Consider the following 25,962-nt stretch of genomic DNA (forward strand, 5'->3'; position numbering starts at 1 on the left):
CGGGGGGCGCACGTGACCAGGTTGCATTTCGGCCGACTGGACTACGAGCCGCACACGGGCCGGTTGTCCTACCAGTGGCCCGACGGCGGAGTCTGGACCCACCAGGTCGATCCTGCCGAGCTGCTCGACCTGCTCCTGCGGATGGCGACCTCGCCGATCGCCGCCACCGAGACCGAACGAGGCATCGCCGACGTGATCAGCCTGTCGCTGCTCGACGCGCTCAACGCGCGGCCGGATCGCAGCTGAGCCCCGAGGCGGAGCGAGCCTCAGGCGCCTCGGGATGCCTCGACGAACCAGGCTCGTCCCACGCCGGCCAGGTGCGCGTCGAACGCAGCCACCCGCTCCTCCTCCGAGCACTCACCCAGGAGCACGGGCTCGAGCGTGATCCACCCATGGATCGAGGTCCAGAGGGAGAGCGCGACCCGCTGGGCGTCGGACTCACTCAGCTGGCCGGCGTCGGCTGCGCGGCGTACCGCCTCGACGAGCCGGTCGAAGGCCGGGTACGCCGAGGTGTAGGCCAGCGGCTGCTCGTCGTCGAAGACCCGACCCTCGAAGATGATGGAGTAGAGCGCCGGGAACCGGACCGCCCACCGGCGATAGGACCGGGCCAGCTCACTCAGGTCGAGCCGCGGGTCGCCGCTCTCCACGACATGCCTGGCCTGCTCCTCCTTGAGATTCGCAAGGGCCTGCTCCATGGCCGCCCGCACCAGGCCAGCCTTGCCGCCGAACAGGGCGTAGACCGCGTTGGTCGTCGTGGCAGCCTCTGCCGCCACCACCCGCAAGGAGAGCGCGGCGACGCCCCCCGTGGCCAGCGCCTGGGTCGCACAGTCGACCAGCCGAGCCCGGAGCGCCTCGTCGTACTCCTTCGGCCTGCCCACCCCGAAAAGGTATCAATCAGGCAATCCGCTCCAAATGCGGCCTATGACGCGTCCCGCGGCCCTGCGAGTCAGTGCCGGCCGGACACCAAGGAGAAGAACCGGTCCAGATCGATGTTGCCGCCCGACAACGTGACGCCGACCCGCTGACCCGCGAAGCGGTCGGCATGGACCATCAGTGCCGCCAGGGCGCAGGCCCCGGAGGGCTCCAGCACGGTCTTGAGGCGCTCGAACGCGAATCGCATCGCCGCGACGACCTCGTCGTCGGTCGCCGTGAGCACGTCGGTGACCGTCGCCCGGATCACCTCGAAGGGCAGTACGCCGACAGCCTGGGTCTGCTGCCCGTCGCAGATCGTGTCCGGCACCTCGATCGAGACGATCCGGCCGGTGCGCAACGACTGCTGGAGATCGTTGCCACGCTCGGGCTCGGCGCCGTACAGCTCGATCGCGGGAAGCCGGTGCTTGGCCGCCACCGCGCACCCCGACAAGAGCCCACCACCGCCTGCGCACACGATCATCGCGTCGAGCGTCCCCACGTCCTCGATCAGCTCGAGAGCCACCGTGCCCTGCCCGGCCATCACGGGCAGATGGTCGAACGGCGGGATGAGCGCGGATCCGCGCGAGGTCGCCAGCTGCTCCGCGATCGCGGCTCGGTCCTCGCTCAGACGGTCGTAGAGGACGACTTCCGCGCCGTACCCCCGGGTCGCGGCCAGCTTCGAGGCCGGGGTGTCTCGCGGCATCACGATCGTCGCGGGACAGCCATGCAGCTGCGCGGCCAGGGCGACCGCCTGGGCGTGGTTGCCGGAGGAGAACGCAACGACCCCGGCGGCCCGCTCGGCCGCCGTCAGTGCGCTCACCGCGTTGTAGCCACCGCGGAACTTGAACGCGCCCATCCGCTGGAGGTTCTCGGCCTTCAGGTAGACGCGGGCGCCGAGCAGGTCGTCGAGGGTTCGCGAGGTGAGCACCGGCGTCCTGTGGGCGACGCCGTGCAGACGTCGCGCCGCGAGCTCGATCTCCCCGAAGGTCAGCATGCTCGGAGGATAGGCCGACCGGCCGCAGGACCTGGCCGAAGCGGGCCTCCCGTCCCGGGGGTGACGGGAGGCCCGCAGCCTGGAGGGGCCGGGTGATGGTGCGATCCGGCTCCGTTTCCTGACTAATCATCAGATAATGATGGGGGCTTGTCAAGACCCGTTCACACCCATGAGGAGAGACGGACGTGGCACCACCCGGATGACGGCCGGCCACCGGACATCTCGCCCAGCGGCGGAGTTCTCTTCTGGCTCCACCATTTTCTGACTTATCATCAAGAAATGGTCTAGACCTCTCTTGACCACACCCTTCCAACATTCTCTGATTGTTAGTCAGTTAATGCTCACGGTTCGGATGCCGCGGGCGACCAGGACAGGGAGGGAACCATGAGAGAGACGACCGACCCGAGCACCCTCGACCGCCGTACGTTTCTGCAATTGACCGGCGGCGCGGCAGCCGCCGGCATCCTGGGTACGGCGGGACTCGACGTCAGCCCCGCTCACGCTGCCAGCGTGGCGCCGCGCTTCGTCGGAGACCCCGGCCCCCGCCGGCTCTACTACGGGGCCGCCACCGGACGCACGGCCACCGGCGGAAGCCTCACGATGTCTGAGTTCGAGTCCCAGATCCAGATGAGGTGCGGGACCCGCCGAAGCTTCGCCAGCACCTCCGACGCCTGGCAGTCGCTGGTGGCCCGCGCCGCCGAGGACGTCGCCGCGAACCGCTACCCCATGCTGTCGATCAAGCCGCCCGGGTCATGGCGCAGCGTCGCCGAAGGCAGGCACAACGCCTGGCTCGACCTCCTCTTGGCCGGCCTGGCGGCGCTGGACGCCCCCCTGTCGCTGACCGTGCACCACGAGCCCGAGGAGGACGCCGATGGTGGGGAGAACACGCCTCAGTGGCATCGGCGGATGACCGACTTCATCTACGCCCGGGCAGCCACACGGGCGCCGAAGGTCACCGTCCTGCAGATCCTGATGCGGTGGACGTTCGACACCAGGTCCGGACGCCCGGCCGCGGAATGGGTGTCCACGGCGACATCCGCATTCGGCGTCGACATGTACAACCCCTGGGAGCCGGGCACCAGGAAGCAGTGGCTGTCGTTCGAGCAGATGCTCACCCCGGTCCTGCCCTTCGCCGGGACGCGTCCCATCTTCATCCCCGAGCAGGGCTCCCGCACCGACCCGGCGAACCCGGCGCAGGCCGAGCGCTGGATGACCGAGGCCCTGACGACGGCGATCAACCACAACGTGGTGTGCATGGCGTACTTCCACGTGTGGCCTCCTGGCATCGCCCACCCCTACGCCCTCGACGCCCCGCGGCTGACGGGGTTCAGGAAGGTCCTCGCCGACAACCGGACCATCGGTGGCCTCGGCGCCTCGCCGATAGCGAAGGCATCGCCGAGCCGTCATTGACGGCACCCCACCCGCCCCCCGGCCGACAGTAAGGAGTAGGGCTGTTTCGCCGTCTTCCTCCTTGGGTGCGACTTTCGGCGCCTGCTCAGAACTCTCGGGTCACCTGAGGACGTCGATGGCCGGACGGCCGGACTGGGGGGCGTGGTGGATCTCCCTCTACGCACCTCGCGACCGCCGCGCGCGCGCCACGCGGTGGTGCTCGGGCTGGCCGCAGTCTCGCCGGCCTCCAGCGTCTTCGTCGCGCTGGTGCCGGTGGCCGCCGCACTCGGCGCCGCCAGCGTTCCCGCCTTCCTCCTGACGATTCCCGTGGCCGTGCTCGTCGCGATGTCCTACGCCCGCGTCAGCGCGAACATCCCGGTCAACGGCGGGGAGTCGGCCTGGGCGACCAAGGCCCTGGGCCCGGTCGCCGCAGCCGGCGTCTTCGTGCTGGCCATGACCACGCTGAGCCTCGTCCTCGCTCTCTTCCTGGAGGCGGCGGCGTCCTTGGTCCTGCCCACAGCTCCCCGGGCTCCGGCCATCGCCCTCGTGGGAGCAGCGCTCACCCTCGTTGCCGGTGCCGGCCTGCGGCTGGCCGTGTGGCTCTCACTCCTGTGCCTGGCCCTGGAGGTCGCCGTACTCGGTGCCGTGACGCTGCAGACCCTTCGCCTGCCCGGCCCCGGCGACCTGGCAGGCGTGGTGCGTTCGTGCGCGCACACGGGTGTCGATCAGACGTCCCTCGCGACCCTGCTGACGGTGCCCGTCGTCCTCTTCGCACTGAACGGCTACGGCCAGACCGCGTACGTCGTCGAGGAGGTCGTGGACGGTGCGCGCCGCACCGCCACGATCATCTACACGACACTGGCGCTCACGATCGTCCTCGAGGGGGTGCCACTGGCCGTCCTCGGCTGCGCCACGACAGTGGGCCGCCTGACCCTGTCCTCGGACCAGCCGCTGCTCGACCTGCTCGAGGCGACCGCTCACGCGAAGTGGCAGGCGGAGTCCATCCGGTGGGCGATCGCCGTCGCCCTGCTCAATGCCATCCTCGCCGTCCTGATCTACGGGTCACGCATGTTGGCGGCCTTCGCCGCTGGACGGCAGCGAAGCATCGCGTTGCGGAGATCGAGCCGAGCCGACCGGCCCGGAGAGTCGCGACGCGCGACAGCCGTCGTCGGCGCCGCGGTGGTCCTCATCGCCATCACGACTCCGACCTCGGCGCTCATCACGGCCACCGGCTCGAGCCTGCTGTTCATCTACTCGGCCGTGGCCGCCTGCGCCATCGCGATCAGCACCAGGGCGCGTCCGGGCTCGGCGAGCAGTCAGGTGGCGCCGGTCCTCCTGCTGGCGACCATGGGCGTGATGATCACGCATGCGCTCGTCACCGACCCTGTCAGCGTCGGCGTGGCACTGGTCCTGCTGGCCACCGGGTCCACCTGGTTCTGGCTGTGGATCTCGGCACCACGCCCCCCGAGCTCAGGACAGGGCGAACGACAGGGCTGAGGCCGCATAGCTGTGCAGCTGGGCGCGGCCCCGCTCCCCATCCGGCTCGATCCCCAGCACCAGGTAGAGGTCGAAGGCGTCCTCGAGAGCCACCAGATTCACAGCGATCGAGCGCGCAGCCGCGCTCAGCTCGAAGAGGCCTCGCTCCACACCTGCTTCGATGACGGACTGGTACAGGGCCACCTGATTCTCGACATGGTCGCGTCCGCCGTGGATGGCGACCTCGTCCACCCGCATGAGTCCCGTGGCCGTGTACATGATGATCAGCGCTGGCGAGGCGACGTCTGGGACGCCGAGGGCGATGAGCGCCCGCAGCTTCTCGGCAGGGTCTTCCAGGCTCTCGATGGCGTCTCGTCGGGATCGATGCATCTCGTCGGAGGCGCGGCCCATGGCCGCGAGGATCAGGCTGCTCAGATCACCGAAGTGGTAGTGCACGCTGGCCGGGGACACGCCAGCCGCCGCCGCCACGTCGGCGATCCGCAGTTGTTCCGATCGCCCCGTGGCCAGCACCTCCAGAGCAGCATCGAGGATGCGCTCCCGGCGCCACGGCTCCTTGTTCCTGGCCACGCACGACTCCTACCGGACACGAAACACTGACTTCCGGTCAGGGTATCAGGCCGGTCGCGCTCACCGGGCAACACTGGCGTCGTCCGCCGCAGCCCTGAGGTAGCGACGGATGACGCGACACGGCACCCTGCGCGTCGGGGAGGTGTTGGGATAACCGGCGCACCGAGCCTGGTTGTTCGCCCAGATCTCCGCCGGATTGCTGGCCCAGGTCCCGCTCCTGGCGAAGAACTCCGTGCGGCCGACCCGGCGGGCGAACGATGCCCGCGCGTCCACCGAGAGTCGGTCGACCGAGTAGGCGTGGCTCAGCTCGTGGGCCAGGGTCCAGAGGGGATGCGCCTGCCCCCTCCTGAGCAGGATCGTCTGCGTCATCGGGATCGCCAACCCGAGCACCCCGCGCGGCAAGCCCTTGCCGCGGATGACGCTCACACAACGGATCGACCAAGCCTCCGCGCGGTAGACGCGGTCAGGCACGCGCCGATCTCGTACGGCGGATGCACAACGATCCGAGACCCTCCCGGCGACGCTGAGTTGCGACGACTCCGCCGCCGCTGACATGCGGACCACCCCGTGCGAGATGGTCTGTGCGCAGCAACAGAGCGCACACAAGCAGACCATCCTGATCATCACCCGGTTCAGACTCATGAGCATGGCCACCCTTCGAGCGAGTTCGCTCTCGACCGCGGCTGTCGAACACTGAGCAGAACCGACGATCGAGATTTCCTGATGCTTCATCAGATAATGTCCGGGCGGCGTAGTCAAGGGTTCTGCTGCACGTTTCTTGATTTATCATCACATAATGTGGCTGCCAGTTCGGCTGGCCCGTGAAACGCAGGCGGTCCGCCGCCCGGGATGTGGGACCCGAACGGCGGACCGGTCTGTGCGGTGCAAGTGCGGGTGCGCTGCGGCGTGGGGAACCACTCGGCACTCGGTCTGTTGTCGCACCATTCGCTCAGTCGTGGGACCACTGAGCGAACTCATCTACAAGACGCCGGGGACACCTCCCGCATTACGGCCCAGATGCACGGATCTGCATCGGTCAGCCACGGCGTCGCCTCGACCCGACGGTGGCCACCACCCCAACCACCAGCAGGACCACGCCCAGCAGCAACGCGAGGACTGCCGGCCCCCCGGTGTTCGGGAGCTGCGGGAACGGCGGCTGGGAGCCACCTGGCTGGGTCGGCAGGTTCGGCGGGTTCGGCGGGTCGGTCTGCGTCGTCACCGTGTCCGGCGGTGAGTCCACCGCAGTGTCCCCAGGCGGCGAACCTGTCGCCGTCGCCGTGTTGCGCACGTGCCCGGCTGCCACGTCGGCGGCCGTGATGACATGCGGGTGGTCTCCCGTGCACACCACGGAGTCCCCTGAACGCAGCGGGGCAGCCGGACACGTCACCGAACCGATCATCGGATCGGACACAGCCAGGTCGGTCAGGGTGACCGTGCCGGTGTTGGTGAGCTCGAACTCGTAGTCGATCCTGTCACCCGCGTCAGTGCGTCCGTTGCCGTTGACGTCGGTCACCGACCCCACCCGCTTGTCCAACGACAGGCCGGGTTCCTGGTCGGTCGGCGTCGTAGTCATGTCCGGAGGCGTGTCCACCGGCGGACCGGTCGGGGGCGTGCCGTGGCCTGTGGCCACGTTGATGACGCTCCCGGCATCCACGTCAGCCAGCGTGATCACGTACGGCGCATGCGGGTGACAGATCACCGACGCATCAGGGGCGAGCGAGCCTGCCGGGCAGATCACCGCACCGGCGAGGGGGTCCCTGACCCCCGGGTGCGTCAGGGTGACGTTGCCGGTGTTGGTGAGCTCGAACTCCCAGGTGATCTCGTCGCCGGCATCGGTCAGGCCGTTGCCGTTCACATCCGTCACTGACGCCACCCGCTTGTCCAGAGCCAGCTTCGGGTCCTGGTCGGTCGGGGTGTCGGTGGTGTCCGGGTTGGACGGCACGTCATCGGCCGGGTCGTTCGGGTCACCGCCGGGGCCTTCACCAGCAGCAGTCGCACGGTTGTGCACGACACCGGCGTCGACGTCGGCCGCGGTGATGACGTAGGCGTTGTCGGCGGCGCACACCGTGGAGTCACCCGGTGCCAGCGTGGTGACCGGGCAGGTCACCGACCCAGCCAACGGGTCGTCGACCGCCACGTCGGTCAACGTCACGTTGCCGGTGTTGGTGAGCTCGAACACCCAGTCGATCTCATCACCGGCATCGGTCAGACCGTTGCCGTTCACATCGGTCACCGACGAGACCCGCTTGTCCAGAGCCAGCTTCGGGTCCTGGTCGGTCGGGGTGTCGGTCGTGTCCGGCGGCGTGATCACGGGCGGGCCAGTCGGCGGGGTGCCGTGGGCGGTCGCGGTGTTGTGCACATTGCCGGCATCGACGTCAGCAGCCGTGATGACGTAGGCGTTGTCAGCCGTACACACCGTGGAGTCCCCCGGCGCCAACGTGGCCACCGGGCAGGTCACCGCACCCACCAGCGGGTCCGAGACGTCGACGTTCGCCAGCGTGACGTTGCCCGTGTTGGTGAGCTCGAACTCGTAGTCGATCTCATCACCAGCATCGGTCAGACCGTTGCCGTTCACATCGGTCACCGAGGAGACCCGCTTGTCCAGAGCCAGCTCGGGCTCCTGGTCGGTCGGGGTGTCGGTCGTGTCCGGCGGAGAGACCACCGGCGGCCCAGTGGGCGGGGTGCCCTGACTCGTGGCGATGTTGTGCACAGTGCCGGAATCGACGTCAGCAGCCGTGATGACGTAGGCGTTGTCAGCCGTGCACACCGTGGAGTCCCCGGGAGCCAGGGTGCTGACCGGGCACGTCACCGGACCGACCAACGGGTCGGACACCGACACGTTGGTCAGCGTGACCGTGCCGGTGTTGCTGACCTCGAACTCCCAGTCGATCTCATCGCCCGCATCGGTCAGACCGTTGCCGTTGACATCGGCCACCGACACCACTCGCTTGTCGAGCACGAGGCCCGGCTCGAGATCGGTCGGGGTCGTGGTGGTGTCCGGAGGGGTGTCGGTCGGCGGACCAGTCGGCGGCGTACCCTGACCCGTCGCCACATTGACGACACTGCCAGCGTCCACATCGGCCTGCGTGATCACGTAGGCGCTGTCGGCCGTGCACACCGTGGACGCACCAGCAGCGAGCGCCGTCACAGGACACGTCACCGCACCCGCCAGGGGGTCGGACACGTTCACGTGGCTCAGGGTGACGTTGCCGGTGTTGGTGAGCTCGAACTCCCAGTTGATCTCATCGCCCGCATCGGTCAGACCGTTGCCGTTGACATCGGCCACCGAGGCGACCCGCTTGTCCAGGGCCAGCTTCGGGTCCTGGTCGGTCGGGGTGTCGGTGGTGTCCGGCGGGGTGTCGGTCGGCGGACCGGTCGGCGGCGTGCCGTGACCGATCGCACGGTTGTGGACATTGCCCGCGTCCACGTCGGCCGCAGTGATGACGTACGCCGCATCCGCGGTGCACACCGTGGAGTCCCCGGGGGCCAGTGTGGTGACCGGGCAGGTCACCGCACCCACCAACGGGTCCGACACCGACACATTGGTCAACGTGACGTTGCCGGTGTTGGTGAGTTCGAACTCGTAGTTGATCTCGTCACCGGCATCGGTCAGACCGTTGCTGTTGACGTCGGCCACCGACGAGACCCGCTTGTCTAGAGCCAGCTTCGGGTCCTGGTCGGTCGGGGTGTCGGTGGTGTCCGGGTTGGACGGCACGTCATCGGCCGGGTCGTTCGGGTCACCGCCGGGGCCTTCACCAGCAGCAGTCGCACGGTTGTGCACGACACCGGCGTCGACGTCGGCCGCGGTGATGACGTAGGCGTTGTCGGCGGCGCACACCGTGGAGTCACCCGGTGCCAGCGTGGTGACCGGGCAGGTCACCGACCCAGCCAACGGGTCGTCGACCGCCACGTCGGTCAACGTCACGTTGCCGGTGTTGGTGAGTTCGAACTCGTAGTTGATCTCGTCACCGGCATCGGTCAGACCGTTGCCGTTGACGTCGGCCACTGACGAGACCCGCTTGTCCAGGGCCAGCTTCGGGTCCTGGTCGGTCGGGGTGTCGGTGGTGTCCGGGTTGGACGGCACGTCATCGGCCGGGTCGTTCGGGTCACCGCCGGGGCCTTCACCAGCAGCAGTCGCACGGTTGTGCACGACACCGGCGTCGACGTCGGCCGCGGTGATGACGTAGGCGTTGTCGGCGGCGCACACCGTGGAGTCACCCGGTGCCAGCGTGGTGACCGGGCAGGTCACCGACCCAGCCAACGGGTCGTCGACCGCCACGTCGGTCAACGTCACGTTGCCGGTGTTGGTGAGCTCGAACACCCAGTCGATCTCATCACCAGCATCGGTCAGGCCGTTGCCGTTGACGTCGCTCACGGAAACCACGCGCTTGTCCAGCATCAGCCCAGGGACCTGGTCGGTCGGGGTGTCGGTGGTGTCCGGCGGGGTGTCGGTCGGCGGACCGGTCGGCGGCGTGCCGTGACCGATCGCCCGGTTGTGAACGCTCCCGGCCTGTACGTCGGCCGCGGTGATGACGTAAGCGTTGTCGGCCGTGCACACGGTCGAGGCACCCGCAGCCAGCGTGGTCACCGGGCAGGTCACCGCACCCACCAGCGGGTCCGAGACGTCGACGTTCGCCAGCGTGACGTTGCCGGTGTTGGTGAGCTCGAACTCGTAGTCGATCTCATCGCCGGCATCGGTCAATCCGTTGCCGTTGACGTCGGTCACCGAGGCGACCCGCTTGTCCAGCACCAGGCCGGGCACCTGCGAGGTCGGGGTGATCGTCGTGTCGGGCGGAGTCACGACCGGCGGGCCAGTCGGCGGCGTGCCATGAGCAGTCGCAACGTTGGTCACGCTGCCGGCGTTCACATCGGCCTGCGTGATCACGTAGGGAACCGCCGTACACAGGGTCGACACAGCCGGTGCGAGCGTCGTGACGGGGCAGGTGACGGTGCCGGCCAACGGGTCGATGACCCCAGCCGCAGTCAGTGTCACGTTGCCGGTGTTGGTCACCTCGAAGACCCAGTTGATGCGGTCGCCGGCGTCGGTCAGCCCGTTGCCGTTGACGTCGGTCACCGAGGCGACCCGCTTGTCCGGGGTCAACCTCGAGACCTGGTCGGTCGGGGTGTCGGTCGTGTCCGGCGGAGTGACGACCGGCGGACCCGTTGGCGGCGTCCCGTGCGCAGTCGCGGTGTTGTGCACGTTGCCGGCGTTCACGTCAGCCGGGGTGATGACATAGGGAGCGGCCGCGCACAGCGTGGACGCACCTGGCGCGAGGGTCGTCGCCGGGCAGGTCACCGGACCGGCCAAGGCATCGGTGACCCCGACGGTGGTCAACGGCACGTCGCCGGTGTTGGTCACCTCGAAGACCCAGTTGATGCGGTCGCCGGCGTCGGTCAGCCCGTTGCCGTTGACGTCGGTCACCGAGGCGACCCGCTTGTCCAGGGTCAACCTCGAGACCTGGTCGGTCGGGGTGTCGGTCGTGTCCGGCGGAGTGACGACCGGCGGACCGGTCGGTGGCGTCCCGTGCGCGGTCGCGGTGTTGTGCACGTTGCCGGCATTCACATCTGCCTGCGTGATCCCGTAGGGGCTCGCCGTACACAACGTCGAGGCCCCCGGCGCCAACGTGGTCGCCGGACACGTCACGGTGCCGGCCAACGCGTCCGTCACGCCCACTGCGGTCAAGGGCACGTCGCCGGTGTTGGTCACCTCGAAGACCCAGTTGATGCGGTCGCCGGCGTCGGTCAGCCCGTTGCCGTTGACGTCGGTCACCGAGGCGACCCGCTTGTCCAGGGTCAACTTGGGGTCGTTCGGGGGTTGCAGCCGGTTGTAGACGGTGCAGCTCACCGCCGCGTCGGCCGGGGCATTGACCCGGAAGCCCGGGTTGCCGGGTGTCGAGTTGTCATTGGTGACACTCACGGCCGCACCCGTCGCCAGGTTCGTACAGACCGCGTTCGCGCCGCCCTGGGTCACGATCTGGTAGCCGGTCTGCTGGGCCTCCTTCACAGTGACCGCAGCGCTGGTCACGCCTCCGGGGAAGCCGAGGGGGAACTGCGCCGCTCCGGTGCCGTCGTTGGTCGTGGTCTGGGTGCTCGGCAGTCCAGTCACGCCCGCAGTCGTCGTGGTCCCGGTGAACTGCCAGCCCGCGGGAGCAGGTGTTGAGCCGGCGATGTTCTCGCCGGTGTTGCCAGTGGGGACGATCTGCTTGACCACCGACACCGAGCCCTGGCAGAGCCCTGCGGCCAGGTCGGTGAGGATTCCTCCCGCTGACGCGAAGTCCGCTGCCTGGAAGTAGTCGGCGCTCGCACCGTTGGCGCCGGTGTAGGCCTGCGGGCCAGAGACGGCCCTCAGGTTCAGGCTGCTGAGGCCGGTGACCCCGGGTCCCACGCCGAACGCGAGGATTCTGGTGCCCTTGTTCTTGAGCGCATTCGCGGAGAAGATCGCTGGCTCGACGTACGAGAAGTTCGTGACGTTCGAGGTTCCCTGGAGGGGGTCTGAGCGCAGTGACGGGCTTCCGTCTGTCAAGAGGATGGCGAGGTCGTAGTTGGGGGTCGCCTCGGCGGCACTGGCCAGGCCGCGATCCCAGTTCGTCCCCCCGTTCGCCGACCAACCGGCGTACTGCGCCTTGAAGGCGTCGGCCGACGACTGTGTCGACAGCGGGACCAGGTTGGGAAAGTTGGCTCCATTGGCCCCCGGCGACCAGTTCGAGAAGGAGAAGATCGCGGCACGCGAAGGCGTCCCCACGAGGGCATCCACGAAACTGTCAGCGGCAGCACGCTGGGCCGCGATCCCAGCCGCACCCATGGAGGTCGAGAGGTCGAGGATCAGCGCCACGTCGATCCCGCACTGCTGTGGGAGAGCGTTGTTCGCGCGACTCTGCTGCCACACGCCCAACGAGTCGTTGGCGACCTCGAGCCCGGGATTCGGGTCACTCATGAAGTCGATGCCAGAGCGGTAGACCGTGTTGGCCTGCAACGCCACTCCCGTGAAGAACTGGTAAGGCGACGCAACCGAGCCCGACCCATTCGCGCTACCCGTGCGCAGGGTGGGGTTCATGTACCAACCAGTGGGGACCGAGATCTGACGCACCTCGAAACGGACATCCCGATTCACGCCACCGACCTGCGTGTCCGGCACTACGAACGAGCAGTCACCGGCGACGTCGGAGACGCACTCACCCCAGGCGGTGGTCACCTTCGCCCCCGCCTGGGTCCAGAGGCCGAGCCGCACCCCTTGGAGCGGCGTGACACCGTTCACGCCAGTCCGATCGCCACCCACCTTGACCGTGATCACGGCGGTGTTCGGCGTCGGGTTCGGCACAGCTGCCCGCGCCGCCGGAGCACCCAGCCCGGACCCCACCGCCATGCTCAGCAGGCTGAGGAGCAGCGTCCACAGCCACAGCCGGAAGCCGACCACGGCCCCGGGCACCTCCCCTGCGGGCGCGCCGAGAGGTGGCCGAACGGATGGGTGCATGCGCATGGAGCATCGCTTTCACTGGTCGCCGGGGCGTCGGCGGTCTGAGGACTTCAGACAAGGACGCCCGTGGCCAGCGGTTTCTTACGGCGCGGATCGATCTATTTCGGGCAGGCCCGGCGCGCAGCCCTCAGGCCGTCACCCAGTCCTCCCCGGCCAGGACGCGCCCGACCGGACCGGACACCTGTCGGTTCGGCGACCCGCCGAGCAACGTGTGGCAGGTGTAGTCGGCCGCGTAGCGGTCGAAGGCCCGTCCATGCCTCAGCATCGCGTGCTTGCCGTCCGGGATCGCGATGAACGACACCCGCGCGGTGGCAGCGAGGCGTCGTGCCAACTCCTGGGCACGGGCCGGCGAGGCGACGCGGTCGGCCAGGCCGTGGACGAACAACGTCCCTCGCGCCGTGAGATCCACGTCGTCGCCCGGGGCGACCCAGGCGTTCAGTGCCACGACCGACGTGACCCGCGGCTGGTCCCCGGAGAGCAGGGCGGCACGACCACCCAGGGAATGGCCGACCAGGCCCACGTCGAGGTCACCGACCCGCTGCTGCACCTGGGCCAGCGCCCAGCGGACGTCCCTGACCGGGGTGTGCGAGGGATCCCAGCCGCGGAAGGAGTTGAGCAGCCGATACACCGCCAACCGTCCCTCACCGCGGCGCGCCACCTGGCGAGCCGTGGCCACCATGCGCAGCACCGACAGCTGGGTAGGGCTGACCACCATCTGCTCCTGGCGCGCCGCCCCACCGTGCAGGACCAGGACCGCCGCGCTGGGCTGCTTCGGTTCACGAACCGGGATCAGCCGTGGCTCCATCTGCCGCCTCGCCTTCCTCGGATGGGCCCACCGCGACTGCCTCGGGCGAAAGTGCTCACGTCTGTTCCTGAGGGTCCGGCAGCACCGAGGGATCAGCCCCGAAGACATGGAGGACGAAGTCGGGCTCGAGGTGCAGGGCGAGGATCTCCCAGGAGTACGCCGACAGGGTCTCGATCATGCGCTGATGCACGATCTCCCCGTCGAGCGGCCACCCGCGGATCGGGTGCCGCCAGTGACAGGCCAACACCACTCCGTCCGGGGTGAGCGAGGCACGGATCCGCTCGAGGGTGGTCTCCAGCTGCAGCGGGGTCAGGAAGTAGCCGGACTCGGAGAGGACGATCAGGTCGAAGGTCCCCTCCGGCCACTCGGCCGGGATGATCCGCCGGCTGACGTCGACCCCAGGGAGGTCGTGCACCCGCTCCGCGCAGCTGCGCACGGCGGAGGCACTGGCATCGACGGACACCAGGCGGTCACAACGACCGGCCAGGTCCACAGTCAGAGCCCCCACGGAGCAGCCGATCTCCAGCGCGCGGACGAACCGACGTCGCGGCAGACTGGCCATGGTCACGGCGCGTTTGCGCTGTTCGTACCACCGGTGGTCGACGCCCCACGGATCTGCGGTCGCGTCGTGCAGGGTCTCGAACACGTCGGTGGCCTCCCCGGGCTCAGAGATGAGGACTGTCTCGTCCGCCAGGCGGCTCGGATACTCCACCAGCCGACTGCCGCAGCGCGCCGCCGCCACACGGGCTGCCTGGCCGACGGCCGCGTGGTCACGGTCACCGCCGTACCGCCAGGGCGCACAGACCAGCGTCCGCTCCGGACGCTCGTGTGCCGCGACCGACCGGCACACCACGTCCACCAGGGCGTCCGGTGCAACGTCACGATCAGCACACACCACGTGCTCGATCACCATCCCGAGCCGCTCGGCGGCCTCGACCATGCTGACGACCGCCTGGCCCACGGCGACGGGGTGCGCGGACACCACGAGCAGGCGCTCGAGCCCGGCCAGGTCGAGATCGGCCACCGTCCGCCACTGCTGCTGCGACGGATCAGCGGCAGGGGCACCTCGGGTCGACGTCACGAGTGCTCGTACCCGTCCTCGTCGTTGTCATCCGCGGCGGGAGGGACGGTCAGGGTGCACTGTCCAGCTGCCGGAGGGCCGCTGCCCGACGATCGGCCTCCGCGTAGAGCAGTCCGAGCGTGAAGCTCTGGTGACCTGCTCGCCCACCCCAACGTCGCGCCTCGCGCAGCAGGAACTGCCGGTGCAGCTGCAGGTCCTGGTGCTCACCGAGCAGCTCCTGGAGGTGCTCGCCCCGGTCGGCGACCTCACTGGCGCCCCGGAGGAGCGGCTCCAGCGCCTCGCCGGTGTAACGCATCCGCTTGGCCGCCTTCCGGGCCCGGTGCCATCCGTCGGGGCGGTCGTCGGCTGCGGCCAACCGCTTCTCGGCCGTGCGGGTCACGTCCTGGAGGAGGGCGGTCCCCAGCCTGTGCAGCCTCCGGTCGGAGAGCTCACACACGGGAGGATCCAGGTACCACGCGGTGATCGTGGCCATGGTCTGGGTGTAGCGGTCCTCCCGGGTCGCGGTGAGCCAGGCACGAACAGCCGTCGCGCGTTGCCGGGCGAGTGCTGCGCAGACATCGCGGCGGACCGGCCCGAGGACGAGCTCGCCGGGCAGGGCGTCCAACCCCTCGGTGAGCTGGTGGGCCAACACGTCGGAGTCGCGGACGTCGCCGAAGAGGCCCGCGAACCAGCGCAGGTCGCCGTCCGGGACGTCGTCGCCCTCGCGCAGGATCGGCGCGAACACCCGCAGCGCGCTGCGCAGGCGGCGTACGGCGACACGGGTGTCGTGCACGGTCTCGGGGGCGGTCTCGCCACGCAGCCTCACCTCGCCGAGCAGCACCCGGCGGCACTGGTCGCGGATCCATTGGGACACCGCGTCGCCGGCCACCGGCAGGTCGAGGTCGATCACCGTGGCCAGCTTCATCGTCGTGCCCTGCTCGACCGCGCCGGCAGCGACCAACTGTCCGACCACGAGTTCGAACTGCTCGTCGGTCCCCGCAGCACCGAGTTCGACCTCGACCTCCCGCCAGGTCACGGTGGCGCCCGACCCCGGCGGGGCGTCGAGCGGTACGCCGAGCACATGGTCATCGGCGATCTCCACGACCAACCCCCCGGCGGCATCCAGCAGGCGTTGCACCCGGCGCGTCGTACCGATCGTGGCGACCTCGACGAGTTCGCGACCGCCGCACACCCCCGCGAGGCGATCGGTGAGCCGCCTCGGTGGGGTGAGCTGTCGGCTGAGGCTCTGGATCTCGACGCGCGCACCGGCCGTGGGCACCTTGAGGTGCCAGCCCGGGTCGTCGCCGCCACGGCGCCGGCGCAGGGTGATGCCGAGCGCGGCCAGGAGGTGGTCAGCGGTGTCGAGGTAGGTGGCCTCCAGGTCGAACCGGGCTTCCACGACCGAGCCGCCGGGAGGCACCGCGTCGTCGAGCTCGGGCACCACCCAGTCCGACGGCACGGACAGGGTCACCTCACGTTCGACGAACTCGGAGGGGGCTCGATGGACCATCGACCTGACCTTCCTGTCGGTCGCCAGTGGGACTGCGGGCGTCAGCGAAGCGAGAAGGGCGGGTAGCGGTCGGTGACCAGGAGGAGCGCGTAGGCCTGGACGCGCAGCCACCAGCGCCCGACACCCACCACGAAGTCGAACAGTCCCTGCGGGTAGCGGCCGGTGAACAGGATGGCGAACCACGCGATCACCACCGAGAAGAACGCGGCGATCGAGAGGAAGAACAGGATCACGATGTGCGGGATCGCGAGCAGCCACTTCACCAGCGGCAACCAGCGGTTCAGGTCGTGTTCGACATCGGGATAGTCGAGGTCCAGGTGGACCTTCTGCTGCTCGACCGTGGAGGGATAGTCGTCGGTCAGCAGGGCGAAGTAGGCCCCGACCCGGGTGCCGAACCGGGTGAGCTCCAGGGCGAAGTCGAACCACCAGCGCGGGTAGCGCTGCCGGAACAGGATCATCAGGAGGGTGGCCAGGAACAGGCCGCTGGCGATCCCGCCCGTCGTGCTGGTCACCTGGTCGCCGCTCTTGTCATAGACGGTCTGGGTCGCGCCGGCGGTGAGCACCCCGTAGACGATCGCGATCGGGATGACGAGGAAGATCCGGAACAAGGCAGTCACCCGGTTGTGGACTGGTGTGTAGTCGACCTCCAGTCGCGCTGGGTAGGCAGTTGGTGCCGCAGGCGAACCCGGGACAGACATGGCAAACCTCCTGTGATTGCTTCCTACCTTCGATGCTGCTCCTGGTGGCAGGGGCTGCCGAGAGGCTTAGGTCCCCCTCGGGAGGGCAGCTTGGCCGGCTGCGACGCCCGCGTCCTTGGTGACGCGACCAGCCATCTGCGACAGTCGTCACCATGGGAATGCCGGACGCAGTCGCGCCGCTGACGGTCGCGGACGTGCTGCTGCGCATCCCCAAGACGCACGGCCTGGGGCTCACCGTGCTCCAGGCCCGCGAGGCGCTGGCCGACGACCACGTGCACATGCTGCTGCTCACCGAGGACGGCGTGCTGCACGGCACCCTCGTGCGGTCGGATCTGGAAGGTCCACTCGATCCGGGCCGATCCGCCCTGGGGCTGGCGACACTCGCTCAGCGCACCGTGGACCCCGCTGCCCCCCTCGAGGACGTCGTGAGCCTCATGGACCAGAGCGGCACGCGACGGCTCGCCGTGACCGACAGCGACAACCGGTTGCTCGGCCTGCTCTGCCGCAAGCGATCCCTGCGCGGCTTCTGCACCGAGGCCAACGTCCGTTCGCGCACCTCAGCCTCGGGCTGATCGCGGCCTCGGATCCCGCTCAGTGCGAGATCGTGCCCCGCGACTCGATGAGCGCCTGTCGCACGTCGCGGTAGGCACTCTCAAGACCGGAACGCAGCGTCTCGGCGACGGTCGATGCGGTCGCCGACGCGTCCTCCCACTGTGCTCGCGTGCGGTCCCACTTGTTGCGCAACTGCTCGCTGAGCTGGGTGATGCGTTCGTTGCTGTCCATGGCACCCAGGTGGACCTGGAGCTCGAGATCCTCGATCCGAGCCTGCCACTGGTCCACCCGTGCCTGGCCCAGCTGTCGAACCAGATCTGCCTGGGTGGCCCGGAGTTCGGTGAGGTGCTCTTCCAGTTGCGCGATGCGTTCGTCGGTCGTCATGTCTCCAGCCTCCGCACCATCGGTGGTGCGGCACAGAGCACAAGGTCCTCCGGCACCGCGACCTGCGCCCCTGCCGACCGGCACCCGGATCGACGACGCTGAGGGTGTGCTCGCGCACGCTGCGCTGTCCTCGGAGAGGTCCCCCCATGAACCGGATGAGCTCCCCGTCTGTAGCCGAGCCCGCTCCTGCGTTCGCGGTGGATCTGCTGTGGATCCCGCTGGGCGCCGGCGGCAGTCCGCTCGTGCGCTGGAGCGGACTGGCCTTCGAGGCGATCGTCGCCCGCAAGGAGCGGCGCGCTCGTCAACGTCTGTTCCACTCCGCCCTCGAGGTGTACGCCGACGGGGTCCGCCACGTCATCGAGATGACCCCGGTGTGGGGTCAACCAGGCGTCGATCGCGGGGTCGTGCGCGAGGGTCCGGTCGGCTCCAAGCTCCTGGGGAGGAGCCGCCTGTTCCGCTACGAGGTGCACCGCTGGCTGGACGGCACCATCCCCGACCGGGCGAGCGCGGAGGACAGCCCGCAACGGCTCAGCACCGAGGCGGGTGCGGCCCGAGCCGTCCTCGCCCTGGCGGCCTCCTTCCCCACGGCGACGTGGGGCCGAGACGAGTTCCTGGCCGGCGAGATGTGGAACTCCAACTCCCTCACCTCGTGGCTGCTGGCTCGCAGCGGTCATGACCTGGAACCGCTGGAGCCGCCCGCTCAGGGCCGGGCACCCGGCTGGGGCGCGGGCCTGGTCGTCGCCGCACGGGCCCAAGGGCCCGACCCACGGGGCCTTATGCCCGTGGGCACCTCTGCTCAGATCCACGAGGCTGGAGGTATGAACACGACAGGTATTCCCGCAGGCAGCATCGTCGTCGGCGTCGACGGTTCCTCCTACTCGGACGAGGCCCTGGACTGGGCCGTCGAGCAGGCCGCCCTCGAGCAACGGCCCCTGACGATCGTGCACACCATCGAACCGGTCGGCTTCATCGCCGCCGGCACCTACGCCGGAGGCGGGATCGACTACGGAGCGCTCCTGGACCAGTCGCAGGCGGCCGGCAAGGCCACCTTGCACAAGGCCAGGACCCGCGCCCTCGAGACCCTCCCGGCACCAGCGATCCACCAGGTGCTCAGTCAGGCCGATCCCCGCAGCACCCTGCTGGACCTCAGCCAGCACGCGACGATGATCGTCCTCGGCTCCCGTGGGCGCGGCCCGATCGCCAGCCTGCTCCTGGGCTCGGTCAGTGTCTCGGTCTCCAAGCACGCCTCCTGCCCCGTCGTCGTACGGCGTCGCGTCGACCCCAGCCTGACCACCCACGGCATCCTCGTCGGCGTCGACGGCACCGAGATCTCGCTGCCGGCCATCGAGTTCGCCTACCGCATGGCCTCCTTCCGCGCTCGTCCCCTGGTCGTCCTGCACTGCTACTGGGAGGACCACGAGCGCGCCCTGGTGGCCGAGTCCATCGCCGGCATGGCCGAGAAGTTCCCCGACGTCAACGTCGAGGTCCGACTCGCCCAGGGCTTCGCCGACCAGCACCTGGTCAACGCCTCCCAGAACTACGAGCTGGTCGTCGTGGGCCACCACCCGATCACCCCCCTCAGCGACCTGATCTTCGGCTCGGTCGCCCCCACGGTGGTCGAGCACGCCCACGGGGCCGTCGCCGTCGTACCTGCCGCTCCGGCCGCACCTTCCAGCGACGCCTGAGATGGGCCGCCGGACCTTCGCTGTCGCACTGGCCGCCGGGGCCGTGGTCTCGGGCGTCCAGGTCGCCCGTCTCTGGCCCCGCCTGGCGACGTGGGGCGCCACCGATCAGGAGGTGCTGGCCACGATGGCCGGCGATGACCTGGTCGGTGAGCCCCGTTACCGAAGCACCCATGCCGTCACGATCGGCGCACCACCAGAGGCGGTGTGGCCCTGGCTCGTGCAGATCGGTCAGGGCCGCGGTGGGCTCTACAGCTATGACTGGCTGGAGAACCTCCTGGGCCTCGACATCCACAGCGCGAACAGCATCGACCCTCGCCTGCAGGAGCTGGCGGTGGGCGATGTCGTCCGGCTGGTGCCGGAGGGCACCCAGCCGCCACTGCAGTTCGTGGTGCTCGACCTGAAGGCGCCGGCCCTGTTGCTGCTGGGCCCTGCCGGCACCCGGGACGAGGCGTTCGCCGCGCAGCTGCCCTACCCCTTCTGGACCTTCCAGCTGACCCCCCATGGTCTCGGCAACAGCAGGCTGGTCGTCCGGTTCCAGGCCGACTACGAGCCGACGAGACTGGGCGACCTGGCCTACCAGCGCCTGTTGCGTCCGGTGCACTTCGTGATGGAGCGCAAGATGCTGCTCGGGATCAGGCAGCGCGCCGAGTGCTCGGTGACGCTCGCCCCGCACCTGTCGGTGTCGCCCGCCTGACGCGTCAGTCCCGGGCCAGTGCCCGGGCGCCCCACTTGTGCAGCGCATCCACCAGCGGGATCGTCACCGCGGCGAGCAGGCAGAACAGCCACCCGGTGCTTGATGGCCAGGAGCCGCCCAGCAGCTCGGAGAGCCACGGGACACCCAGGAACCCGACCAGCAGCGCGACCTCGACCGCCACCGCCACCAGCACGAAGGGATTGGTGCGTGGATCGATGAGCCACGCGGGATGGGTCTCGCTGCGACAGGCGAACGCATTCGCCATCTGGGCAACGGCGATCACCGCGAAGGCGGAGCCGGAGGCCACCGACAGCAGGCCGGCGGACGCCTCCTCGCCGTACTGCCAGCCGCCCATCGTCAGGATGGTCAGGAACGCCCCCATGGACAGCAGCGCCTCGGTGGGTCCTAGCAGCAGGAGGGCCCTGCGTAGCAGCCGCCCGTCGACCACTTCCGTCGTGCGTCGTGGCCCGTTCATCGTGCGCTCGTTGGCGGGTTCGGCCCCCAGCGCGAGCGCGGGCAGCATGTCCGTGCCGATGTCGAGGGCCAGGACCTGGAGCACCCCGATGGCCAGCGGGATGTTGCTGCCGGTCAACGCCCACAGGACGAACGGGACGAGCTCGGCCACGTTGTCGGTGAGGTGGAAGGTGAGGAAGCGCCGGATGTTGGCGAACGTCCCGCGCCCGAGCTGAATCGCCTTCGGGATGGTGGCGAAGCTGTCGTCGAGCAGGACGAGGTCGGCGGCCTCCCGGGCCACGTCGCTGCCCGAGCGGCCCATCGCGACGCCGACGTCGGCCTCCCGCAGGGCTGCTGCGTCGTTGACCCCGTCCCCGGTCATCGCCACGACATGGCCGTGCGAACGCAGCGCGCGGGCGATGCGCAGCTTGTCGGCGGGAGTGACCCGGGCGACCACGGCGCCGTCCACGCGGTCGAGGAGGTCGGCGATCTCGTGGTCCCCGGCCGGCAGGTCCGCACCCTCCACGACGGTTCCGGAGGGTCCCAGCAGGCCGACCTCGGTGGCGATGGCCGCTCCGGTGGCGGCGCTGTCCCCGGTGAGCATGGCCAACCTGATCCCGGCCCGGTGACACAGGGCGACGGCGTCGAAGACCTCGGCCCTCGGCGGGTCCTCGATGCCGAGCAGGGCCAGCAGCTCGAGGCCACCGCCCACGGCCGTCATCAGCGCGGCCTCGGTGGTGATCTCGAGGCCCGGAGTGGCGACCGGTGCGCGGGTCACCGCGATCACCCGCCGTCCTCGAGACGACATCTCCAGGAGCTGGCTCTGCGCCTGGGTGTCAGGACCCAGGCCGCACCGATCCAGGAGCACCTCGGGTGCGCCCATCACGTACGCCGTACCGTCGACCACCGCCGCGCTGCACCGCGCCGCCGCGGTGAAGGGGATCCGTACGGCGGCCGCCCCGGGCGAGGGGGCGCCACCCTCGAGCCGGCGGGCGAACGCGTCGAGGGCGGCATCCATCGGATCACCCTCCGCGACCCAGCTCCCCTTCCGCTCGACGCTGCGTCCGGTGGCACAGCCCAGCGCTCCTACCGCGGCCAGCGACAGAAGGCTGCGCACCTCCGGAGCGGCCAGCACCGCACCGGACGGCGCGTAGCCGGTGCCGCTGGCCTGGAACGAACCGGCCGGGGTCCAGCCCTCGACGACCGACATCTCGTTGCGGGTCAGGGTCCCGGTCTTGTCGGTGCAGATGAAGGTCGTGGCGCCCAGTGTCTCGACGGCCTCCAGGTGGCGCACCAGGGCGTTCTCCCCGGCCATCCGCTGGGCCCCGCGGGCCAGCGACAAGGTCACCGTGGGCAACAGGCCCTCGGGCACCAGCGCGACCATCACGCCCACCCCGAGGAGGAGCGCAGTGGTGACCCCCGAGCCGATCGCCAGCGAGGCGACGGACAGCAGCAGCCCCACGGAAACGGCGATGGCGGCGACCACCAGGACGAGCTTGTGCAACTGCACCGCCAGCGGACTCGACGGTCGCTCGGCGGTGTCGGTGAGGGCCGCGATCCCCGCCAACCGGGTGCCGGTCCCGATCGCGACCACCTGGCCGCTGGCATCCCCCTGGACCGCGAAGGTGCCGGCGAAGACGTCGGTGCCGGCCGGTCGCGACTGCGGCAGGCTCTCGCCGGTGAGCATGGACTCGTCCACGGTGAGCTCGTGGGCCTCCAGGATCCGCAGGTCGGCACCGATCCGGTCGCCCGCCTCGACCAGGACGAGGTCGTCGACGACCAGGTCGGCCACCGGGATGCTGTGGGTCTCACCATCGCGGACCACCCGGGTGGTGGCCGGCATCATGGCGTTCAGCTCGTCGGCGGCACGGTCGGCCTTGTGCTCCTGGAGGAACGCGAACACCCCGTTGAGCACCACGATGACCGCGATCGCGCCGGCCAGCGACGGCATCCCGGCGAGCAGCGCCAGGAACGAGGCCACCCACAGCATGCCGGCGAAGAAGTGGGTGAGCTGGGCGACCAGCTGCCGCCAGGGCGGCGTCCGCCGCGCAGGTGGCACCACGTTGGCACCGTCTCGTTGCCGGCGCGACGTCACCTGCTCCGCCGAGAGCCCCGCCGTACCGCTCGTGGCCGTCACAGCGGTCACCTCGCCACGACCTGGGTCCCGCTGACGCCAGCCACCACCTTCGTGGCGTCGTCGAGGGCGCCGATGGCGGCCCTCGCTCGGGAGGCTGCGACGAACTGACAGGCCGCCGCGACCTTCGGCCCCATCGAGCCCGCAGGGAAGTGGTGCGCCTCGAGCTCCGAGACAGTGACATCGCGCAGCGGCCGCTCCGTCGGCAGGCCGAAATCCGCGAGCACCGCCGGCACGTCGGTGAGCATGACGAGCAGCTCGGCCCCCAGCTCCTCGGCGATCAGGGCAGCGGTGAAGTCCTTGTCGACCACCGCCTCCACGCCGAGCAGTCCGTTGTCGGTCTCGACCACCGGGATCCCGCCACCTCCGGAGAGCACCACGGTCGTGCCGTTGCGCAGGAGCAGGTCGGCGCTCTCGAGCTCGACGATCCGCTGGGGAAGGGGTGAGGCCACCACCCGCCGCCAGGCGTCACCATCGCGACGTACCGTCCAGCCATTGGTCTCGGCCAGCTCGCGGGCCTGCTGCTCGGGGTAGCCGCTGCCGACGAACTTGGTCGCCTCGCGGAACGCCGGGTCCGCGGCGTCGACGACGGTCTGGGTCACGAGCGTGACCACCGGAGAGACCAGCCCCGCGTTGGCCATCGACTGCTGGATCCAGTAGCCGATCACTCCCTGGGTCTCCGCGACGAGGTCGCTCAACGGGTAGGAGCGCGACAGGGAGGTGTCGGAGCCGCTCTCCAGTGCGAGCAGGCCGACCTGGGGCCCGTTCCCGTGCACCAGCACCAGCTCGTGCTCCTCGGCGAGGGACGCCAGCGAGGGAGCGGCCGCAGCCAGGTGCCGCAGCTGGATCGCCGCGTCGGGCCGCTCTCCGCGTCGGAGCAGCGCATTGCCGCCGAGCGCGACCACGATCCGCATCCGTCATCGCCCCAGCGTGGCGACGAGCACGGCCTTGATGGTGTGCAACCGGTTCTCCGCCTGGTCGAAGACGATCGAGTTCGCAGACTCGAAGACCTCCTCGGTCACCTCGAGGGCGCTGAGACCGGTGTGCTGGAACAGCTCCTCACCGACCTCGGTCTCGCGGTTGTGGAAGGCCGGCAGGCAGTGCATGAACTTCGTGTGCGGGTTGCCGGTGAGAGCCATCAGCTCCGCGTTCACCTGGTACGGCGCCAGCAGCGCGATCCGCTCGTCCCACGCGGTGACGGGCTCCCCCATCGAGACCCATACGTCGGTGTAGACGTAGTCGACGCCTGCCACTCCGACGCCGATGTCGTCGGTGCACGTGATCCGGGCACCGGTCTCCTCCGAGATCGCCGTGGCCGCCTTGACGACGTCCTCGGGGTTGGCCAGGGACGGCGGGGAGACCATCCGCACGTCCATGCCCAGCATGGCTCCCGCGACGAGGAGCGAGTTGGCCACGTTGTCGCAGGCGTCCCCCACGAAGGCGAACGAGATCTCCTCATCCGGCTTCGACACGTGCTCCCGCATGGTCAGCAGGTCGCACAGCGACTGGGTGGGATGCCACTGGTCGGTCAGCCCGTTCCACACCGGTACGCCGGAGTAGGCGGCCAGGATCTCGGCCGTGGCCTGGCTGAAGCCGCGGTACTCGATCCCGTCGTACATCCGGCCCAGGACGCGCGCGGTGTCTGCGGCGGACTCCTTGTGCCCCAGGTGCGAACCGGACGGGTCGAGGTAGGTGACGTGGGCGCCCTGGTCGTGGGCGGCGACCTCGAAGGCACACCGCGTCCGGGTCGAGGCCTTCTCGAAGACGAGCGCGATGTTGGCACCGGCCAGGCGCTGCCGCTCGACGCGAGCCACCTTCGCGGCCTTGAGGTCGGCGGCCAGGCCGAGCAGGGAGCGCCATTCGGCGGGGGTGAAGTCGAGCTCCTTCAGGAAGCTGCGCCCCTCCAGCCCGGGGGCCCTCATGCCGACACCGCTTCGCGCTCGATGGGGCAGGTCATGCAGCGTGGTCCACCGCGGCCGCGGCCGAGCTCCTCACCGACGACCGGGATGATCCGGATGCCGTGCTCGGTCAGGTAGCGGTTCGTCGTGGTGTTGCGCTCGTAGCCGAGGATCACTCCCGGCGCGACCGCCAGGAAGTTGTTGCCGTCGTCCCACTGCTCCCGCTCGGCGCCGAACTGGTCGATCGGCGTCCGCAGCAGCCTGAGGTCATCCACTCCCGCCAGGCCCAGGGCCTCCGCGACGATCGGGAAGAGCTCGGCGTTCTCCTCGATCTTGAAGTCCCCTCCCTCCCCCACCCGCCGGAGCGTGAAGGAGCGCAGTGCGTCGGGCAGGTAGGGATAGATGCAGAACGCGTCCGCATCGATCATCGTCATCACCGTGTCGAGGTGCATGAAGGCACGCGCCTTCGGGAGCTCGACCACGATGACGGAGTCGACCGAACCGGCCCGGAACAGGCTGCGCGCCAGGGTCTCGACGCCCTGGGGCGTCGATCGCTCGCCCATCCCGATCATCACCGCTCGGTTGCCGATCACCGTGATGTCACCGCCCTCGATCGTGGCGGTGTCGTGGGCCAAGGAGTCGTTGCCGTAGAGGAACGAGGTCCCGGCGAACATCGGGTGGAAGTTGTAGATGACCCGCGAGTTGATGGTCTCGCCCCGGCGCGCGGGCTTGGCCATCGGGTTGATGGAGACCGCGTCGTAGACCCACGCGGAGTTGTCGCGCTGGAAGAGGTGGTTGGGCAGCGGACGCAGCAGGAAGTCGTCGGGCCCCAGGTAGTCCATCAGGAGACTGGGTGCGTGCAGCAGGTCGGCCACGTCCCGCTTGAGCACGCCGCCGATCAGCAGGTCAGCCAGCGGCTGGGCCGGGGTCGAGGCGACGAGCTCGTCGAGGGGCGCGTCGAGGGCCGGTCCGAACCGGGTGGCGGTGGTGAGCCGCTCCTGCGGGAACTCCCGCGCCCCTGCCACGTCGAGGGCTTCGGCGAGGAGCTGGGCGAAGTGGTGCACCTGCACCCCCTCAGCCTTGAGCTGGGCGGCGAAGGCGTCGTGCTCCTCGCGGGCGCGATCGGCCCACATGACGTCGTCGAAGAGCAGTTCGTCGACGTTGGCGGGGGTGAGGCGGCTGAGCTCGATCCCGGGCCGGTGCACGATGGCCTGCTTGAGCTGTCCGACTTCGGAGTCGACATGGAATGTCATGCT

At 69.6% G+C, this 25,962-nt stretch carries 20 protein-coding genes; 6 read left to right on the forward strand and 14 right to left on the reverse strand.

What is annotated here, in order from left to right; all coding sequences use genetic code 11:
• Window positions 1–12 precede the first annotated feature (12 nt).
• On the forward strand, window positions 13–246 hold the full coding sequence (locus AB7I40_RS13705; protein WP_428344963.1) for a hypothetical protein: 234 nt from the start codon (window positions 13–15) through the stop codon (window positions 244–246).
• Between the two features lie 20 nt (window positions 247–266).
• Here AB7I40_RS13705 and AB7I40_RS13710 read toward each other — a convergent pair whose 3' ends face one another.
• Together AB7I40_RS13710 and AB7I40_RS13715 are read right to left on the reverse strand one after the other, a co-directional pair.
• Window positions 267–878, reverse strand: coding sequence for a TetR/AcrR family transcriptional regulator (locus AB7I40_RS13710; protein WP_428344964.1), 612 nt, complete (start codon window positions 876–878; stop codon window positions 267–269).
• A 68-nt stretch (window positions 879–946) separates the two neighbouring features.
• On the reverse strand, window positions 947–1,906 hold the full coding sequence (locus AB7I40_RS13715; protein ID WP_428344965.1) for a threo-3-hydroxy-L-aspartate ammonia-lyase: 960 nt from the start codon (window positions 1,904–1,906) through the stop codon (window positions 947–949).
• A 384-nt stretch (window positions 1,907–2,290) separates the two neighbouring features.
• Here AB7I40_RS13715 and AB7I40_RS13720 point away from each other — a divergent pair, with 384 nt between their 5' ends.
• On the forward strand, window positions 2,291–3,316 hold the full coding sequence (locus AB7I40_RS13720) for a twin-arginine translocation signal domain-containing protein (protein ID WP_428347968.1): 1,026 nt from the start codon (window positions 2,291–2,293) through the stop codon (window positions 3,314–3,316).
• Window positions 3,317–3,460: 144 nt separating this feature from the next.
• Window positions 3,461–4,792: an APC family permease gene (locus tag AB7I40_RS13725; protein ID WP_428347969.1), complete on the forward strand. Its 1,332-nt coding sequence runs from the start codon at window positions 3,461–3,463 to the stop codon at window positions 4,790–4,792.
• On the opposite strand, the gene AB7I40_RS13730 is transcribed toward AB7I40_RS13725, so the two are convergent.
• The 7 genes from AB7I40_RS13730 to AB7I40_RS13760 all read right to left on the reverse strand — a co-directional run bounded on the left by AB7I40_RS13730 (window position 4,766) and on the right by AB7I40_RS13760 (window position 16,906).
• Entirely contained in the window at window positions 4,766–5,359 is a 594-nt protein-coding gene (locus AB7I40_RS13730) for a TetR/AcrR family transcriptional regulator (protein ID WP_428347970.1), read from the reverse strand. The genes AB7I40_RS13725 and AB7I40_RS13730 overlap by 27 nt on opposite strands.
• A 60-nt stretch (window positions 5,360–5,419) precedes the next feature.
• The gene (locus AB7I40_RS13735; RefSeq protein ID WP_428347971.1) at window positions 5,420–5,830 is read right to left on the reverse strand and encodes a hypothetical protein; all 411 of its coding nucleotides are present in this window, start codon (window positions 5,828–5,830) and stop codon (window positions 5,420–5,422) included.
• Between the two features lie 565 nt (window positions 5,831–6,395).
• Window positions 6,396–12,830, reverse strand: coding sequence for a beta strand repeat-containing protein (locus AB7I40_RS13740; RefSeq protein ID WP_428347972.1), 6,435 nt, complete (start codon window positions 12,828–12,830; stop codon window positions 6,396–6,398).
• Between the two features lie 130 nt (window positions 12,831–12,960).
• Window positions 12,961–13,638 carry an alpha/beta hydrolase gene (locus AB7I40_RS13745; RefSeq protein WP_428347973.1) on the reverse strand — a complete coding sequence of 226 codons (678 nt, stop codon included), beginning with the start codon at window positions 13,636–13,638 and terminating at the stop codon, window positions 12,961–12,963.
• 55 nt (window positions 13,639–13,693) lie between these two features.
• Entirely contained in the window at window positions 13,694–14,719 is a 1,026-nt protein-coding gene (locus tag AB7I40_RS13750) for an SAM-dependent methyltransferase (RefSeq protein ID WP_428347974.1), read from the reverse strand.
• A gap of 49 nt (window positions 14,720–14,768) precedes the next feature.
• The gene (locus AB7I40_RS13755) at window positions 14,769–16,208 is read right to left on the reverse strand and encodes a CHAD domain-containing protein (protein ID WP_428347975.1); all 1,440 of its coding nucleotides are present in this window, start codon (window positions 16,206–16,208) and stop codon (window positions 14,769–14,771) included.
• Window positions 16,209–16,249: 41 nt separating this feature from the next.
• Window positions 16,250–16,906, reverse strand: coding sequence for a DUF4389 domain-containing protein (locus tag AB7I40_RS13760; RefSeq protein ID WP_428347976.1), 657 nt, complete (start codon window positions 16,904–16,906; stop codon window positions 16,250–16,252).
• Window positions 16,907–17,058: 152 nt separating this feature from the next.
• Here AB7I40_RS13760 and AB7I40_RS13765 point away from each other — a divergent pair, with 152 nt between their 5' ends.
• Window positions 17,059–17,478 carry a CBS domain-containing protein gene (locus AB7I40_RS13765; protein WP_428347977.1) on the forward strand — a complete coding sequence of 140 codons (420 nt, stop codon included), beginning with the start codon at window positions 17,059–17,061 and terminating at the stop codon, window positions 17,476–17,478.
• 19 nt (window positions 17,479–17,497) lie between these two features.
• On the opposite strand, the gene AB7I40_RS13770 is transcribed toward AB7I40_RS13765, so the two are convergent.
• Window positions 17,498–17,842, reverse strand: coding sequence for a hypothetical protein (locus tag AB7I40_RS13770; protein WP_428347978.1), 345 nt, complete (start codon window positions 17,840–17,842; stop codon window positions 17,498–17,500).
• A 146-nt stretch (window positions 17,843–17,988) separates the two neighbouring features.
• Here AB7I40_RS13770 and AB7I40_RS13775 point away from each other — a divergent pair, with 146 nt between their 5' ends.
• Window positions 17,989–19,527, forward strand: coding sequence for a universal stress protein (locus tag AB7I40_RS13775; RefSeq protein WP_428347979.1), 1,539 nt, complete (start codon window positions 17,989–17,991; stop codon window positions 19,525–19,527).
• Window position 19,528: 1 nt separating this feature from the next.
• Window positions 19,529–20,221, forward strand: coding sequence for a hypothetical protein (locus tag AB7I40_RS13780; protein ID WP_428347980.1), 693 nt, complete (start codon window positions 19,529–19,531; stop codon window positions 20,219–20,221).
• 4 nt (window positions 20,222–20,225) lie between these two features.
• Here AB7I40_RS13780 and AB7I40_RS13785 read toward each other — a convergent pair whose 3' ends face one another.
• The 4 genes from AB7I40_RS13785 to AB7I40_RS13800 are packed head-to-tail and all read right to left on the reverse strand — an operon-like array spanning window position 20,226 to window position 25,959.
• Window positions 20,226–22,811, reverse strand: a complete 2,586-nt coding sequence (locus AB7I40_RS13785) for a cation-translocating P-type ATPase (protein ID WP_428347981.1) — start codon at window positions 22,809–22,811, stop codon at window positions 20,226–20,228.
• Window positions 22,812–22,816: 5 nt separating this feature from the next.
• A complete protein-coding gene (locus tag AB7I40_RS13790) occupies window positions 22,817–23,722 on the reverse strand; it encodes a carbamate kinase (protein WP_428347982.1) in 906 nt (301 codons plus the stop codon).
• A gap of 3 nt (window positions 23,723–23,725) precedes the next feature.
• The gene (gene argF / locus AB7I40_RS13795) at window positions 23,726–24,730 is read right to left on the reverse strand and encodes an ornithine carbamoyltransferase (RefSeq protein ID WP_428347983.1); all 1,005 of its coding nucleotides are present in this window, start codon (window positions 24,728–24,730) and stop codon (window positions 23,726–23,728) included.
• The gene (locus AB7I40_RS13800) at window positions 24,727–25,959 is read right to left on the reverse strand and encodes an arginine deiminase (protein ID WP_428347984.1); all 1,233 of its coding nucleotides are present in this window, start codon (window positions 25,957–25,959) and stop codon (window positions 24,727–24,729) included. Before AB7I40_RS13800 ends, argF begins: the two co-directional genes overlap by 4 nt.
• Between the last annotated feature and the right edge of the window lie 3 nt (window positions 25,960–25,962).

Source organism: Nocardioides sp., assembly GCF_050246775.1.
In the GTDB taxonomy this organism is placed as follows: Bacteria; Actinomycetota; Actinomycetes; order Propionibacteriales; family Nocardioidaceae; genus Nocardioides.

What these genes read in the sequence shown, in the direction of transcription:
- AB7I40_RS13800 (WP_428347984.1), bottom strand. Translation starts at nt 25,959, where the DNA reads ATGACATTCCATGTCGACTCCGAAGTCGGACAGCTCAAGCAGGCCATC.
- AB7I40_RS13775 (WP_428347979.1), top strand. Translation starts at nt 17,989, where the DNA reads ATGAACCGGATGAGCTCCCCGTCTGTAGCCGAGCCCGCTCCTGCGTTC.
- AB7I40_RS13715 (WP_428344965.1), bottom strand. Translation starts at nt 1,906, where the DNA reads ATGCTGACCTTCGGGGAGATCGAGCTCGCGGCGCGACGTCTGCACGGC.
- AB7I40_RS13770 (WP_428347978.1), bottom strand. Translation starts at nt 17,842, where the DNA reads ATGACGACCGACGAACGCATCGCGCAACTGGAAGAGCACCTCACCGAA.
- AB7I40_RS13755 (WP_428347975.1), bottom strand. Translation starts at nt 16,208, where the DNA reads ATGGTCCATCGAGCCCCCTCCGAGTTCGTCGAACGTGAGGTGACCCTG.
- AB7I40_RS13740 (WP_428347972.1), bottom strand. Translation starts at nt 12,830, where the DNA reads ATGCACCCATCCGTTCGGCCACCTCTCGGCGCGCCCGCAGGGGAGGTG.
- argF (WP_428347983.1), bottom strand. Translation starts at nt 24,730, where the DNA reads ATGAGGGCCCCCGGGCTGGAGGGGCGCAGCTTCCTGAAGGAGCTCGAC.
- AB7I40_RS13720 (WP_428347968.1), top strand. Translation starts at nt 2,291, where the DNA reads ATGAGAGAGACGACCGACCCGAGCACCCTCGACCGCCGTACGTTTCTG.
- AB7I40_RS13780 (WP_428347980.1), top strand. Translation starts at nt 19,529, where the DNA reads ATGGGCCGCCGGACCTTCGCTGTCGCACTGGCCGCCGGGGCCGTGGTC.
- AB7I40_RS13790 (WP_428347982.1), bottom strand. Translation starts at nt 23,722, where the DNA reads ATGCGGATCGTGGTCGCGCTCGGCGGCAATGCGCTGCTCCGACGCGGA.
- AB7I40_RS13760 (WP_428347976.1), bottom strand. Translation starts at nt 16,906, where the DNA reads ATGTCTGTCCCGGGTTCGCCTGCGGCACCAACTGCCTACCCAGCGCGA.
- AB7I40_RS13765 (WP_428347977.1), top strand. Translation starts at nt 17,059, where the DNA reads ATGGGAATGCCGGACGCAGTCGCGCCGCTGACGGTCGCGGACGTGCTG.
- AB7I40_RS13745 (WP_428347973.1), bottom strand. Translation starts at nt 13,638, where the DNA reads ATGGAGCCACGGCTGATCCCGGTTCGTGAACCGAAGCAGCCCAGCGCG.